The organism is Ottowia pentelensis (assembly GCF_964341695.1).
The window spans coordinates 39,046-53,330 of record NZ_OZ224513.1; the positions used below are offsets into that span (position 1 = coordinate 39,046).

Sequence of the window (14,285 nt, forward strand, 5' to 3'; positions counted from 1 at the left end):
CTGATCGGATCATGACAACGCACAACCTTCTCGTCGAACTGTTCGTCGAAGAACTGCCGCCCAAGGCGCTGGAGAAACTGGGCGAGGCCTTCGCCGGCCAGCTGTTCGAGCAGCTGAAGGCCCAGGGCCTGACGGCCGCGGGCAGCCAGGTCACGCCCTTTGCCAGCCCGCGCCGGCTGGCCGCGCACATCACACAGGTGGCGGTGCGGGCCGCCGACAAGCCGGTGCGCCACAAGCTGATGCCAGTGAGCGTGGGCCTGGATGCGCAGGGCCAGCCGACGCCGGCGCTGCTGAAAAAGCTGCAGGCGCTGGGCCTGGACGCGGCCGCCGTGCCCGGCCTGCAACGCGCGGTGGACGGCAAGGCCGAGGCGCTGTTTCACGACAGCGTGGCCCCCGGCGCCAGCCTGCCCGCGGCGCTGCAAAAGGCGCTGCACGAGGCCCTCACGCACCTGCCCATTCCCAAGGTCATGACCTACCAGCTGCAGCACGGCACGCCGCTGCCGGGCTGGGACAGCGTGCAGTTCGTGCGCCCGGCGCACGGCCTGCTGGCGCTGCACGGCGCCGAGGTGGTGCCGGTGACGGCGCTGGGCTTGAGCGCCGGCCGCGTCACGCACGGCCACCGCTTCGAGGCCGCGCGCGAGCCCATCGAGATCGCGCACGCCGACCACTACGCCAACACGCTGCGCGCGCAGGGCGCCGTGATCGCTTCCTTCGACGAGCGGCGCGCCCTCATTCAGTCTCAGCTGAAAACGGCTGCAGCCGGCGCGGGACAAGCGCTGCAAGCTATCGAAGACGAAGCATTGCTGGACGAGGTGACGGCCCTGGTCGAGCGCCCCAAGGTGCTGGTGTGCCAGTACGAGGCGGCCTTTCTCGAAGTGCCGCCCGAGTGCCTGATCCTGACCATGAAGGCGAATCAGAAGTACTTTCCGCTGCTGGATGCGCGGGGCCAGCTGACGAACCAGTTCCTGGTGGTCAGCAACATCAGCCCCGACGACGCCAGCGCCGTCATCCAGGGCAACGAACGCGTGGTGCGTCCGCGCCTGCAGGACGCCAAGTTCTTCTTCGACCAGGACCGCAAGAAGACGCTGGAAAGCCGCGTGCCGCAGCTGGCCAAGGTGGTTTATCACAACAAGCTGGGCACGCAGGGCGAGCGCAGCGAGCGCGTGCGCGCCATCGCCCGCGCGATCGCGGGACTGCTGGCGCCGTCGGGCCAGCCAGGGGGCGGCGCGGTGCTGGCCCAGGCCGCCGACGATGCCGCCAAACTGGCCAAGGCGGATCTGCTGACCGACATGGTGGGCGAGTTTCCCGAGCTGCAGGGCATCATGGGCGGCTACTACGCGCGCCACGACGGCTGGAGCGAGGACATCGCCTTCGCCATCGAAGACCACTACAAGCCGCGCTTTGCGGGCGACGAACTGCCGCGCGGCCCCGTCGGCACGGTGGTGGCGCTGGCCGACAAGCTGGAGACCCTGGTCGGCCTGTTCGGCATCGGCAGCCTGCCCACCGGCGACCGCGACCCGTTCGCCCTGCGCCGCCACGCGCTGGGCGTGATCCGCATGCTGGCCGAACAGCAGCTGCCGCTGGACTTGCCGGCCCTGCTGGAGGCCGCCGCCCAGCCCTTTGGCGCGCTGCTGGCCGACCCGGCGCACAGCAACGCGCAGCTGCTGGCCTTCATCCACGAGCGCATGGCCGGCTACCTGCGCGAGCTGGGCGCCAGCACGCAGGAGGCCGATGCCGTCATTGCCGCGCCGCTGCGCGCCAGCCAGCTGCCGCAGGCGCTGGCCGCCGTGCGCGCCTTCGCCCAGCTGCCCGAGGCCCCCGCCCTGGCCGCCGCCAACAAGCGCGTCGGCAACATCCTGAAAAAGGCCGAGGGCGAAGTCGGCGGCGCGGTCCAGCCCGAGCGGCTGGTCGAAGACGCCGAAAAGGCCTTGTACCAGGCCCTGCAAACCGTGGCCCCGAAGGCCGACGCCGCCTTCGAGCGCGGCGACTACACCGCCAGCCTGCAGCAGCTGGCGGCGCTGAAGGGCCCGGTCGATGCCTTCTTCGACGGCGTGATGGTCAACGCCGACGATGCGGCCCTGCGGGCCAACCGCCTGCAGCTGCTGCAGCAGCTGCACCAGGCCATGAACCGCGTGGCCGACCTCTCGCGCCTGGCGACTTGACGCTCCCCCCGTTGCTCCACTCGCTGCGCGATGTGGCACCTCCCCCAAAAGAATCGGCCCCCCACGCTTCCCCGCTGCGCGTGGTGCGCTGCCCCCCATGGAGGCCTTCGCGCCTTCGGGCGGCCGAGCAGCGCTCAGGGGGCATCACCTGTGGGCGGGCCAAGCCCTTCCACGGCGATCGCTTGCTTGGCCTGCTCCGCGGCCCCTCGACCCTTTGAGTTTTTATGCTCGGCGGCCGGCGCACAGCGCCATGAACAACGGAAATGGCCTTGACCGAGTCCTCTTCGATCACCTGGCGCACCCTGGCCTGGGCCATCGGCCCGGTGATTGGCGTGCTGCTGCTGCGCGCCGGCCTGCAGGCGCAGGGCGAAAACGACGCCAGCGGCCTGCAACCACTGCGCGCCGCCACGCTGGTGGCCGACCCGTATCAGGCGATGTGGGCGGCGGCGCGCCCCTTCGTGTTCACCGCGCTGGGCCTGCTCGCCGCCGCGCTGCTGCTGCGCTGGGGCCTGCGCGCGGCGCTGCGCCGCCACGGCTGGCCGCGCCTGCGGCCCTGGGCGCTGGCGCTGTGGGTGCTGGCCTGGGGGCTGGGCGGCGCGGGGCTGCTGGCCAGCCATTTCAACCAGACCGGCCGCCACCCGGTGGCCGAGCCCGAGGCGCGCGTGCTGCTGGCCCGCGCGGTGCCGCCCGGCGCGCACGGCCCGGGCGGCGCCGAGCTGTACCTGCAGCTGCCCGACACGTCCGCCCCGCAGCGCCTGCTGGCCGAGGGCGAGTCGCCCGCCGCCTGGCCACCCGGCCGCGTCGCGCGGCTGCAGGTGCAGGCCGGCCGCTGGTGGGGGCGCTGGGGCCGGCTGGCGCCGCCGGGCGGCGGATAATCGCGCGCATGAAACTGGTCATCGTCGACCGCGACGGCACCCTCAACCTGGAGCGCGAAGGCTTCCTGCAGTCGCCCGAGGACTGGCAGCCGCTGCCCGGCGCGCTGGACGCGGTGGCGCGGCTCAACCACGCCGGCTACCAGGTGGTGATTGCCGCCAACTGGCCCGGCCTGGGCCGCGGGCAGGTGGACATGGCCACCGTCAACGCCATCCACGCACGCATGAACAAGCAGCTGGCGGCGGCCGGCGGGCGCATCGAGGCGATCTTTTTCTGCCCCCATGCGCCCGACGAGGGTTGCAGCTGCCACAAGCCGCAGCCGGGCCTGCTGCGCCAGATCGGCGAGCGCTACAAGATCGACCTGGCGCGCGTGCACGCCGTGGGCAACAGCGCCAGCGACGCGCAGGCCGCGCAGGCGGCCGGCTGCCGCGTGCACCTGGTGCTGACGGGGCGCGGCGCGCCGGCGCGCACCGACCCGCTGCCGCCCGAGTTTCCGCCCGGCACCCAGGTGCACGCCGACCTGGCGGCCTTTGCCACGGCCCTGATCGCGGCCGACGAAGCCGCCCACCCCGAGCCCCGGTCGACCGCCGCATGAACGCCCTGCGCTCCGCCCTGCACCTGTTGTGGATGGCGATCACCGTCATCCCCTGGGCCACGGTGGTGGTGCTGATCGCGCCCTTCACCTCCAAGTCCGTGGTGTACCGCGTCTGCCGCGCCTGGCTGGGCCTGACCATGCACGCCGGCCGCTGGATCCTGGGCATTGAGAATCGCGTCACCGGCATGCAGAACCTGCCCACCGGCGCCACCGACGGCGCGGTGCTGCTGGTCAAGCACCAGTCGGCCTGGGAGACCTTCTGCATGCCGCCGCTGATGCCGCATCCGCTGGCCTACGTGTTCAAGCGCGAGCTGCTGCGCATCCCGTTCTTCGGCTGGGCCATCGGCCGGATGGACATGATCCACATCGACCGCGAGCACCGCACCGAGGCGCTGCGCAAGGTCACCGAGCAGGGCCGGCGCCTGCTGGGGCAAGGCGTGTGGGTCATCATGTTCCCCGAAGGCACGCGCATTCCGCGCGGCGAAAAGGGCGCCTACCAGAGCAGCGGCGCGCGCCTGGCCATCGACTGCGGCGTGCCGGTGATCCCGATCGCCGTCACCTCGGCGCGCTGCTGGCCGCGCAAGGCCTTCGTCAAGACGCCCGGCATCGTCGACTTCTCCATCGGCCCGCCGATCGCCACCACCGGCCGCAAGGCGCACGAGGTGACGCGCGAGGTCGAGGCCTGGATCGAGACCGAGATGCGGCGCCTGGACCCCGAGGCCTACCCCACGGCCGAGACGCCGCGCTCGGCCGTGCGGCCCAGCGCCTGAAACGCCCATGCCCGCCATGCGCCAGCTGCTGCTCGATCTGTTCGGTGTCGGCAACGCCAGCGAGAGCTTCGAGCCAAATCAGCCCACAGCGCCCACCAATCAAGCGCCGACAGCTATCGATTCAATAGTCCAATCGATCGAGCCTGCGCTCGACCTGCAGCAGGCCCTGCCCCCGGCCGCCTTCAGCCACCCGCAGGCCAATCGCCGCATCGTGCTGGGCGATGCCCAGGTGGCCTACGCGTTTCGGCGCGGGCGGCGGCGCACCATCGGCCTGACGGTGGGCGCCGAGGGCCTGTCGGTCAGCGCGCCGCGCTGGACGCCGCTGGCCGAGGTCGAGGCCCTGCTGCAGCACAAGTCGCGCTGGGTGCTGGACAAGCTCGCCGAGGCGCGCGCGCGCCAGGCCCAGGCCGCCACCGCCGCCATCGACTGGCGCGAGGGCGCCCGCCTGCCCTACCTGGGCCAGGCGCTCACGCTGCGGCTGGACCCGCACCAGGCGCACGGCCCGGTGGGCGCGGCGCTGCAGGACGGCTGCCTGTGGCTGGGCCTGCCGCTGGACGCCGCGCCCGAGCGCCTGCGCGACGCCGCCCAGGCCTGGCTGCTGCGGCAGGCGCGGCGCCTGTTCACCGAGCGGCTGGACCACTTCGCGCCGCAGCTGGGCGTGCGCTGGCAGCGCCTCAGCCTGTCGTCCGCGCACACGCGCTGGGGCAGCGCCAGCGCCGACGGCTCGATCCGCCTGAACTGGCGCCTGATCCACCTGAGCGAGGCCGTCATCGACTACGTGGTGGTGCACGAGCTGGCCCACCTGCGCGAGATGAACCACAGCCCGCGCTTTTGGGACCACGTCGAAGCGGTGCTGCCCGACTACGCCGAGCGGCGCGGTGCGCTGCGCGACGAGGCGGTGCCGCGCTGGTAAGGGCGCTGCCGCCCGCCGAGTCAGGGGGATTCGTTCACACCTCTCAGCCGGCGCCTACCAGCAGGTCGCCGGTGATCTCGGCCACGTTCCGGACACTGGTCAGCGTCATCGCCACGCGCATTTCCTTCTCGAGCAACTCAAGCAGGTTCGTCACGCCGGCCTCGCCCCCGGCGGCCAGCGCGTAGACGAAAGCGCGGCCGATCAGGGTGCAGTCGGCGCCCAGGGCCAGCATGCGCACGATGTCCAGGCCGTTGCGGATGCCGGAGTCGGCCAGGATCTTGATCTGTCCCTTCACCGCGTCGGCGATCGGCGGCAGCGCGCGCGCCGACGAGAGCACGCCGTCGAGCTGGCGCCCGCCGTGGTTGCTGACGATGATGCCGTCGGCGCCGAAGCGCACCGCGTCCTTCGCGTCCTCGGGGTCGAGGATGCCCTTGATGAGCATCGGGCCCTTCCAGAAGTCGCGGATCCACTCCAGATCCTTCCACGAGATCGAGGGGTCGAAGTTCTCGCCCAGGTAGCCCATGTAGTCTTCGAGGCTGACGTTCTTGCCCTTGTAGGCAGAGATGTTGCCCAGCGTGTGCGGGCGGCCGAACAGCCCCACGCTGAAAGCCCAGTGCGGGTGCGTGACGGCCTGCGCGTAGCGGCGCAGGGCAGCGCCCGGGCCGCTCATGCCCGAGTGCGCGTCGCGGTAGCGCGCGCCGGGCACGGGCATGTCCACGGTGAACACCAGCGCCGAGACGCCGGCGGCCTGCGCGCGCTCCAGGGCGTTCTGCATGAAGCCGCGGTCCTTGAGCACGTAGAGCTGGAACCACATCGGGCGCTTCAGCCGGGGCGCGACCTCCTCGATCGGGCACACCGAGACGCTGGACAGGGTGAAGGGGATGCCCTTTTTGTCCGCCGCCATGGCGGCCTGCACCTCGCCGCGGCGCGCGTACATGCCGGTCAGGCCCACCGGCGCCAGCACGGTAGGAATGGAGAGCTTCTCGCCGAACAGTTCGATGCTGGTGTCAAGCTGGCTCATGTCCCGGAGCACGCGCTGGCGCAGCGCCACTTCCGCCAGGTCGGCGACGTTGCGCGCCAGCGTCTTCTCGGCGTAGGCGCCGCCGTCGACGTAGTGGAACAGGAAGGGCGGCAGCCGCCGCTGCGCAGCCGCGCGGTAGTCCGTGGTGGAGGAGATGATCATGGCCGGTCCGCGCGCTACCTGACCACCATCAGCGTGAACGGCCAGACGTAGGCCTGCATCGTCACGTACAGGCCGACCAGGCAGGCCAGCGCAATGGAGTGGAAGAACACGTAGCGCAGGATGTCGCCCTCGTGGTCGAACCAGCGCGTGGCGGTCGATGCCACCACGATCGACTGCGCGTCAATCATCTTGCCCATCACACCGCCCGCGCTGTTGGCCGCGCCCATCAGGTTGCCCGACAGGCCCAATTGCTCGGCCGCCACCTTCTGCATGCCGCCGAACAGCACGTTGCTGGCCGTGTCCGAGCCCGTCAGCGCCACGCCCAGCCAGCCCATCAGCGTGCCGAAGAAGGGGTACAGCACGCCCGTGTTGGCGAAGGCCAGGCCCAGCGTAGTGTCGGTGCCCGAGAAGCGCGTGAGCGTGCCCAGCGCCAGCATCAGCACGATGGTCAGCAGCGAATAGCGCACCAGCCACAGCGTCTTGAAGAAGGTGCGCACGATGGCGACGGGGTTGTACTTCATCACCAGCCCGCTGATGACGGCCGCCAGCAGAATGCCGCTGCCGGTGGCCGAGAGCAGGTTCAGCACGTACACCGCGCCCTCGGGCGTGGGCTTGGTCACCACCGGGGGCGACTTCAGCACCAGGTTGTGCAGGCCGTCCATGGGGAAGGCGGGCGCGAACAGGCCGTTCAGCCACGCCTTGACAGGCGGCAGGCCCCAGATGAACACGAACACCGACAGGATCACCCACGGCGTCCAGGCGGCCACCAGCGCCTGGGTGCTGTGGCGCGTCACCGGCTGCGGCGGCTTGGCCTCGGCGGCGCTGGGGTCATGGCCGCGCAGCGACGGCGAGGTCCACACCTTCTTGGGCTGCCACACGCGCAGGAAACCCACCAGGCACGCCATGGAGACGATGGCGGCAATGATGTCTACCAGCTCCGGCCCCATGAAGTTGGACACCAGGTACTGCGGAATGGCGAACGACAGGCCCGTGACCAGGATGGCCGGCCAGATTTCCAGCATGCCCTTGCGGCCGGCGAAGGCCCACACCACCCAGAACGGCACCATCAGCGAGAACAGCGGCAGCTGGCGGCCGATCATGCCCGTGACCTCCATCAGGTCGTAGCCGTGCACCTTGGCCAGCATGATGACCGGCGTGCCCAGCGCGCCGAAGGCCACCGGCGCCGTGTTGGCGATCAGCGACAGGCCCGAGGCCGCCAGCGGCGAGAAGCCCAGCCCGATCAGGATGGCCGCCGTCACCGCCACCGGCGTGCCGAAGCCCGCCGCGCCCTCGAAGAAGGCGCCGAAGCAGAAGGCGATCAGCAGGAGCTGGATGCGCCGGTCCTCGGTGATGCCCGAGAGCGAGTCCTGCAGCACGCGGAAGCTGCCGTTCTGCTCCGTGAGCTGGTGCAGGAAGATGATGTTCAGCACGATCCAGCCGATCGGCAGCAGGCCCGTGAACGCGCCCAGCACCGCCGCGCGCCCGGCCATGTCGGCCGGCATGCCGTAGGCGAAGATGGCCACCAGCAGCGCGGCCGCCAGGCCCATGCCGGCGGCGATGTGCGCCTTGATGTGGAAAAGGCCCAGCGCGCCCAGCATCACCACCACGGGAATGGCGGCCAGGCAAGTGGACAGCACCATGCTGCCCATGGGGTCGTAGGTCTGCTGCCAGGTCATGGCGATGTCTCCTTCGGTGTCGTTGTACGCAATGGCGGGGGCACGCGAGGCCCTGGCTCAGGAATGGTGTGCCACCCACCTGATCGCCCGGATAAGTGCCGGCTGGCACTGTAGAAGCACCGGCGCTGGCGTTGCGTGAAATGTGCTGACGCCGCGCGTGAAATTTTTTCAACGCCGGGCCGCCCCAAGATGAAAAACGCCCCCGCAGCGGCTGCGCATCATGCGAAGCATGGGGAGCCATTTCTCAACGCACGGTGCGCCATTCTGGATAGGCGCCCCACCCCGGCAAGAAACCCCTATGCGTTGATGGCCTGCCGCAGCCAGTCCACGAAGCTGGCGCACTCCCAGCGCTCCAGCGTGCCGGGCTTCCAGCACAGGAAGTAGTCGTGCGGCGAGCGCACGCTGCGCGCCGACAGGCGCACCAGGCGCCCGCTGTCGAGCCAGCTCTGGCCCAGCTTGAGCCGCATCAGCGCCACCCCGAAGCCGGCCACGGCGGCATCGTGCACCAGGCCCAGGTCGTTGAACTGGTTGCCGGAGGCCGGCTCGGGCAGGCCGATGCCGCAGGCGCTGAACCAGGTGCGCCAGGGCTCCAGCGGCGAGCGGATCAGGTGCGCGCGGCTGACCGCCGCCTCGGTCTCGAAGCCATCGCCGAAGGGGCCGGCCTCGTGCAGGTAGCCGGGGCTGCACACCGGGCATACCTCGTCCGACAGCAGGTGCATGGACTCGCGCCCGGGAAAGGGTCCAGCGCCGAAACGCAGTTCGATGTCGGCCTCCTCGGCGGTCACGTTGTGCACCGGGATAGCCACCTGCAGCATCAGCTCGATGTCGGGATAGGCGTGGCGGAACAGCGCCAGCCGGGGCAGCAGCAGTTGGCGCGAGAAGGTGGGCGTGACGGCCACGCGCAGGTGTGCCGGGCCGGGCCCGGCGGCGCGCGGCGACTCCTGCAGCGCGGCCAGCGCCTCGCGCACGCGCGCCAGGTAGGTGGCGCCTTCGGCGCTGGGCAGGAACTCGCTGCGGTGGGCGAACAGCTTCAGGCCGAGCTGGCCTTCGAGCTGGCGGATGCGGTGGCTGACCGCGCTGGGGGTGACGCTGAGTTCCTCGGCCGCCTGCGTCACGCTGCGCAAGCGCGCCACTGCCTCGAAGGCGAGCAGCGCCTGGATGGGCGGGATGCGGGCGGCGGCAACCATGCGCCCATTGTGGCGCGGCGGAGCGAGGGCCGGCTCAGCGCCCCCAGGCGGTGCCGCCGTCCACCACCAAAGTGGAGCCGACCACGTAGTCGCCGGCGCGCGAGGCCAGGAAGATGGCGGCGCCGGCCATGTCCTCGGGCTGGCCAATGCGGCGCAGCGGCACGCGCGCGGCGGTTTCCTCGGCGTGGTCGCGGGCGCTCTTGTTCATGTCGGAGGCGAAAGGGCCCGGCGCGATGGCGCTGACGATGATGCGCCGGGGCGCCAGGGTCATGGCCATGCGCTTGGTCAGGTGGATCAGGCCGGCCTTGCTGGCGGCGTACGAATAGGTTTCCCAGGGGTTGACGCTGATGCCGTCGATGCTGGCGATGTGGATGACCTTGGCCAGGTGCTCGGTGGCGGCGGCTTCGAGCATGGGCGTGAGCGCCTGGGTGAGGAAAAACGGCGTCTTCAGGTTCAGGTCGGCCACCTTGTCCCAGCCGCTTTCGGGAAACTCGTCGTAGGGCGCGCCCCAGGCCGCGCCGGCGTTGTTGACCAGGATGTCCAGGCTCTTTTCCCGCTGCTGCAGGGTGGCCACCAGGGCCTGGATGCCGGCCCGCGTGGCGACGTCGGCCGGCAGCGAAACGCAGGGGCCGATGGCCGACAGCTCCCTGGCGGTCGCATCGCAGGCCTCGGCCTTGCGCGCCGAGATGTAGACGCGCGCGCCGGCGCGCAAAAAGCCCTCGGCGATCATGCGGCCGATGCCGCGCGAGCCGCCGGTGACCAGCGCCGTGCGGTCGCGCAGCGAAAACAGTTGGTCGATGTTCATCATCAGTCTCTCTTTGTCTTTGCCTGAAATTCAACGGCCTTCGGCCACCAGTGTCGCGTCAAAGTCGCGCAGCGCTGCAGCGTGCAGCAGCGCCTTCACGCGCGCCAGGGTGTCGGGCTCGGCCTGCTCCAGCAGCCGGCCGAAGGCGCGCGCCTCGTCCAGCAGCGCGCCCGGCGGCGTGAGCTGCCACACCAGGCCCCAGTCGTGCGCCTGCCGCGCGCCGAAGGCCTGGCCGGACCACAGCAGGGCCTTGGCGCGCCCCAGGCCGATCAGGCGCGGCAGCAGGGCGTGGATGCCGCCGGTGCCGGGCAGGCCCAGCTGCGCCTCGGGCAGCGCGAAGCGCGCGTCCTCGCTGGCGAAGACCACGTCGCAATTGAGCGCCAGCTCCAGGCCGGCGCCCACGGCCCAGCCCTGCACCGCCGCGACCGACGGCTTGCCCTCGACCAGCGCGGCGGCCAACTGCTGCAGCGTGGCGACGAAGGCCGCGCTGGCGGGCGCGTCGCGGTCCTTGCCGGCGCAAAACGCGCGGCCCTCGCCGCGGATCAGCAGCAGCCGCACGGCCGGATCGTCCTGGCCCTGGCGCACGGCATGCAGCAGCGCCTGTGCCGACTGCGGCGTGAGCGCGTTCAGGCGGCCGGGCCGGTTCAGGGCGATCTCGAGCAGGCCACCCTGGCGCTGGCAGACGAGGTCCGTGCCGGCGTTCACTGGAGTACCTTCGTGCTGCGCACTGCGGTGCGAGCTTGCTTGGGGCGGCCCGGCGCGACGCTCATGCGTCAGGTCGGCGCAAAGCGCCAGATGCCCGCGGCGTCGAGCGTGCGCGCCAGCTGGCCGCCGTGCCACAGGCGGTGCAGGTGGGCCACCGACTCGCCCAGCGCAAAGGTGGTCTGGTGCAGATCGAGCGGGCGCTTGAACAGCACCGGCAGCATGTCGTAGGCGCTCACCGGTTTTTCATGGGCGGCCTGCACCACCTCGGCCAGGCGGTCGCGGTGGTGCTCGTGCAGCTGCTGGATGCGCGTGTGCAGGCCCTTGAAGGGCTTGCCGTGCGAAGGCAGCACCAGGGTGCTTTCGGGCAGCGGCTTGAAGCGGTCGATGGAGTCCAGGAACAGCGTCAGCGAATCGGCCTCGGGCTCCATCTCGTACACGCTGACGTTGGTGGAAATGCGCGGCAGCACCATGTCGCCGCTGATGAGGATGCCCTGTGCCTCACAGTACAGCGCCATGTGCTCGGGCGCGTGGCCGTAGCCCGCGATGCAGCGCCAGGCCTGGCCGCCGACGGTGAGCGGCATGCCGTCGATCAGGCGCGCGTAGCTGTGCGGCACGTCGGGCACCAGGCCGCGGTAGTAGTTCTTGCGGTTGCGGATCTGCTCCAGGTCGCCCTCGTCGACCATTCCGTGGCTGCGAAAGTACGCCGCCAGGCGCTCGCCGCCAAAGCTGTTGACCACCTCGCAGCTGTAGCGCGCGACCTGAAAGTCGGTGCCGCTGATCCACAGCGGCGCCTGCCAGCGCTCGCACAGCCAGTGCGCCAGGCCGATGTGGTCGGGGTGCATGTGGGTGACGACCACGCGCACCACGGGCAGGCCCTCCAGCTCGTGCTCGAACACCTGCTCCCACAGCGCGCGCGATTCGGGGCGGTCGATGCAGCAGTCCACCACCGTCCAGCCTTCGCGGCCCTGAAAACGGTCGCGCAGCAGCCACAGATTGATGTGGTCCAGCGCAAAGGGCAGCGGCATGCGAATCCACTTGAGGCCGGGCGCCAGGGTGATGGCGCGGCCGGGCGCGGGCAGTTCGTCGCCCAGCGGGTAGTGCAGGGCGCGTTCGAGTTCGGCGGAAAGGGACATGAGGGGGCGGACCGGAGGTCTCGGGTAGGATGCGGATGCAATTGACGTGAACGTCAATCGAGCCGATCATTTTAGGAACACGGCACTTTTCTTGCCCAGCACGCGCGCGACAGCGCGCCTCTTCATGGCCGCCACCTACACCATCAGCGACCTGGCGCGCGAGTTCGACCTCACGCCGCGCGCCATGCGCTTCTACGAGGACATGGGCCTGCTGCAGCCCGAGCGGCGCGGCCCCGGCGGGCGCCAGCGCGTGTACAGCAACCGCGACCGCACGCGCCTCAAACTCACCCTGCGCGCCAAGCGCCTGGGCCTGTCGCTGATCGAGGCGCGCGCGCTGATCGACATGTACGACAGCCCGCGCGACACCGCCGCGCAGCTGGAGCAGTTTCTGCGCGTGCTGGGCCAGCACCGTGTGCAGCTCGAGGCCCAGCTGGCCGAGCTGCAGGCCACGCTGCGCGAGGTCAGCCAGCACGAGAAGGATGCCCGCGCCCTGTTGGGCGGCCTGGCGCGCAAGGGCGCCGCCCGCGCAGGCCTGCCATCGAGCGAGATCAATTGACGTTAACGTAAACGTCAATCAAAATCCGGTGTTTTGCCCATGACCCCAAACATCCCCCCCATCGAGCACCCCGCGCTGCACCAGCGCGTGGCCGTCAGTTTTGCGCGCCAGGGCCTGATGCGTCACCTGCAGGCGCTTCTCGTGCGCGTGGCGCCGGGCGAGGTGGAACTGTGGCTGCCCTATTCCGACCGCGTGACGCAGCAGCAGGACGGCTTTCACGGCGGCGCCATCGGGGCGCTGGCCGACATCGCCGGCGGCTACGCGGGCCTGACGGTGGCGCCCGAGGACATGGAAGTGACCACGGCCGAATTCAAGATCAACTTCCTGGGCAGCCGCCAGGGCGGCGCGCTGCGCGCCGTGGGGCGCGTCATCAAGCCCGGCCGGCGCCTGATCGTCACCAGTGCCGAGGTCACGCACGTGGCCGACGACGGCCAGACCAGCGCCTGCGCCCTGATGCAGCAAACCCTGGTGCCCGTGCCGCGCACCTATTGAACCTTTCCCTCATCCACAGGAGACCCTTCATGAGCAACCTGCCCGGCCTCGACTTTCACCTGGGTGAAGACATCGACGCCCTGCGCGAGGCGGTGCACGCCTTTGCGCAGGAGCAGATCGCGCCGCTGGCCGCCCAGGTCGACCGCGACAACCTGTTTCCGCACGCGCTGTGGCCCCGGCTGGGCGAGCTGGGCCTGCACGGCATGACGGTGAAGGCCGAGTACGGCGGCACCGAGCTGGGCTACCTGGCGCACATCGTGGCGATGGAAGAAGTCTCGCGCGCCTCGGCCTCGGTCGGCCTGTCGTACGGCGCGCACTCCAACCTGTGCGTCAACCAGATCCACCGCAACGGCAGCGAGGCGCAGAAGAAGAAATACCTGCCCAAGCTGGTGAGCGGCGAGCACGTCGGCGCGCTGGCCATGAGCGAGCCCAATGCCGGCAGCGACGTGGTCAGCATGAAGCTCAAGGCCGAGAAGAAGAACGGCTACTACGTGCTGAACGGCAGCAAGATGTGGATCACCAACGGCGGCGACGCCGACACGCTGGTGATCTACGCCAAGACCGAGCCCGAGATGGGCGCGCGCGGCATGACCGCCTTCATCGTCGAGAAGGGCTTCAAGGGCTTCTCGGCCGGCACCAAGCTCGACAAGCTGGGCATGCGCGGCAGCAACACCTACCCGCTGTTCTTCGACAACTGCGAGGTGCCCGAAGAAAACGTGATGGGCGGCGAGGGCAACGGCGCCAAGGTGCTGATGAGCGGGCTGGACTACGAGCGCGCGGTGCTCTCGGGCGGGCCGCTGGGCATCATGGCCGCCTGCATGGACGCCGTCGTGCCCTTCGTGCACGAGCGCAAGCAGTTCGGCCAGAGCATCGGCGAATTCCAGCTGATGCAGGGCAAGATCGCCGACATGTATTCCACTTGGCAGGCCACGCGCGCCTACGTCTACGCCGTGGGCCAGGCGGCCGACCGCGCGGCGCACGCGCGCAGCTTTCGCAAGGACGCGGCCGGCGCCATTCTCTATTCGGCCGAAAAGGCCACTTGGATGGCCGGCGAAGCGATCCAGGCGCTGGGCGGCGTGGGCTACACCAAGGAGTTTCCGGTCGAGCGCCTGTGGCGCGACGCCAAGCTGTACGAGATCGGCGCCGGCACCAGCGAAATCCGCCGCATGCTGATCGGACGCGAGATGTTTGCCGAGACGGCTTGAAACACGCACCACCGCCTGCGCGCACAATCG

The 14,285-nt window shown here is 70.4% G+C and carries 14 protein-coding genes; 8 read left to right on the forward strand and 6 right to left on the reverse strand.

The window, feature by feature from the left end; genetic code table 11:
- Window positions 1–11 precede the first annotated feature (11 nt).
- The 5 genes from glyS to ACWHMB_RS00200 all read left to right on the forward strand — a co-directional run bounded on the left by glyS (window position 12) and on the right by ACWHMB_RS00200 (window position 5,313).
- Window positions 12–2,162, forward strand: a complete 2,151-nt coding sequence (glyS, locus tag ACWHMB_RS00180) for a glycine--tRNA ligase subunit beta (protein WP_447648403.1) — start codon at window positions 12–14, stop codon at window positions 2,160–2,162.
- A gap of 269 nt (window positions 2,163–2,431) precedes the next feature.
- Window positions 2,432–3,037 carry a hypothetical protein gene (locus ACWHMB_RS00185; RefSeq protein ID WP_377484517.1) on the forward strand — a complete coding sequence of 202 codons (606 nt, stop codon included), beginning with the start codon at window positions 2,432–2,434 and terminating at the stop codon, window positions 3,035–3,037.
- Window positions 3,038–3,045: 8 nt separating this feature from the next.
- Complete coding sequence (gene gmhB, locus ACWHMB_RS00190; RefSeq protein ID WP_377484515.1) at window positions 3,046–3,630, forward strand: D-glycero-beta-D-manno-heptose 1,7-bisphosphate 7-phosphatase; 585 nt, start codon at window positions 3,046–3,048, stop codon at window positions 3,628–3,630.
- Window positions 3,627–4,400 carry a lysophospholipid acyltransferase family protein gene (locus ACWHMB_RS00195; protein ID WP_377484513.1) on the forward strand — a complete coding sequence of 258 codons (774 nt, stop codon included), beginning with the start codon at window positions 3,627–3,629 and terminating at the stop codon, window positions 4,398–4,400. The genes gmhB and ACWHMB_RS00195 overlap by 4 nt, the downstream gene beginning before the upstream one ends.
- Window positions 4,401–4,407: 7 nt before the next feature.
- The gene (locus tag ACWHMB_RS00200) at window positions 4,408–5,313 is read left to right on the forward strand and encodes a M48 family metallopeptidase (protein WP_377484511.1); all 906 of its coding nucleotides are present in this window, start codon (window positions 4,408–4,410) and stop codon (window positions 5,311–5,313) included.
- 43 nt (window positions 5,314–5,356) lie between these two features.
- On the opposite strand, the gene lldD is transcribed toward ACWHMB_RS00200, so the two are convergent.
- The 6 genes from lldD to ACWHMB_RS00230 all read right to left on the reverse strand — a co-directional run bounded on the left by lldD (window position 5,357) and on the right by ACWHMB_RS00230 (window position 12,002).
- Entirely contained in the window at window positions 5,357–6,496 is a 1,140-nt protein-coding gene (lldD, locus tag ACWHMB_RS00205; protein WP_293221918.1) for an FMN-dependent L-lactate dehydrogenase LldD, read from the reverse strand.
- Between the two features lie 14 nt (window positions 6,497–6,510).
- The gene (locus ACWHMB_RS00210) at window positions 6,511–8,172 is read right to left on the reverse strand and encodes an L-lactate permease (RefSeq protein ID WP_377484508.1); all 1,662 of its coding nucleotides are present in this window, start codon (window positions 8,170–8,172) and stop codon (window positions 6,511–6,513) included.
- Window positions 8,173–8,468: 296 nt separating this feature from the next.
- Window positions 8,469–9,359 (reverse strand): LysR substrate-binding domain-containing protein, encoded by an 891-nt coding sequence (locus tag ACWHMB_RS00215; protein WP_293221914.1) that lies wholly within the window; start codon window positions 9,357–9,359, stop codon window positions 8,469–8,471.
- A gap of 34 nt (window positions 9,360–9,393) precedes the next feature.
- Window positions 9,394–10,164 carry an SDR family oxidoreductase gene (locus ACWHMB_RS00220; protein ID WP_377484578.1) on the reverse strand — a complete coding sequence of 257 codons (771 nt, stop codon included), beginning with the start codon at window positions 10,162–10,164 and terminating at the stop codon, window positions 9,394–9,396.
- Window positions 10,165–10,194: 30 nt separating this feature from the next.
- Window positions 10,195–10,869, reverse strand: coding sequence for an enoyl-CoA hydratase/isomerase family protein (locus ACWHMB_RS00225; RefSeq protein ID WP_377484506.1), 675 nt, complete (start codon window positions 10,867–10,869; stop codon window positions 10,195–10,197).
- Between the two features lie 68 nt (window positions 10,870–10,937).
- Window positions 10,938–12,002 carry an MBL fold metallo-hydrolase gene (locus ACWHMB_RS00230; protein WP_377484504.1) on the reverse strand — a complete coding sequence of 355 codons (1,065 nt, stop codon included), beginning with the start codon at window positions 12,000–12,002 and terminating at the stop codon, window positions 10,938–10,940.
- A 124-nt stretch (window positions 12,003–12,126) separates the two neighbouring features.
- On the opposite strand from ACWHMB_RS00230, the gene ACWHMB_RS00235 reads away from it, so the two are divergent.
- Genes ACWHMB_RS00235 through ACWHMB_RS00245 form a run of 3 tightly spaced genes read left to right on the forward strand, consistent with a single transcriptional unit; the run spans window position 12,127 to window position 14,255 of the window.
- A complete protein-coding gene (locus ACWHMB_RS00235; protein WP_293221906.1) occupies window positions 12,127–12,558 on the forward strand; it encodes a MerR family transcriptional regulator in 432 nt (143 codons plus the stop codon).
- Window positions 12,559–12,597: 39 nt separating this feature from the next.
- Window positions 12,598–13,050: a PaaI family thioesterase gene (locus ACWHMB_RS00240; protein ID WP_377484501.1), complete on the forward strand. Its 453-nt coding sequence runs from the start codon at window positions 12,598–12,600 to the stop codon at window positions 13,048–13,050.
- Between the two features lie 29 nt (window positions 13,051–13,079).
- The gene (locus ACWHMB_RS00245; RefSeq protein ID WP_447648404.1) at window positions 13,080–14,255 is read left to right on the forward strand and encodes an isovaleryl-CoA dehydrogenase; all 1,176 of its coding nucleotides are present in this window, start codon (window positions 13,080–13,082) and stop codon (window positions 14,253–14,255) included.
- Window positions 14,256–14,285: the final 30 nt, after the last annotated feature.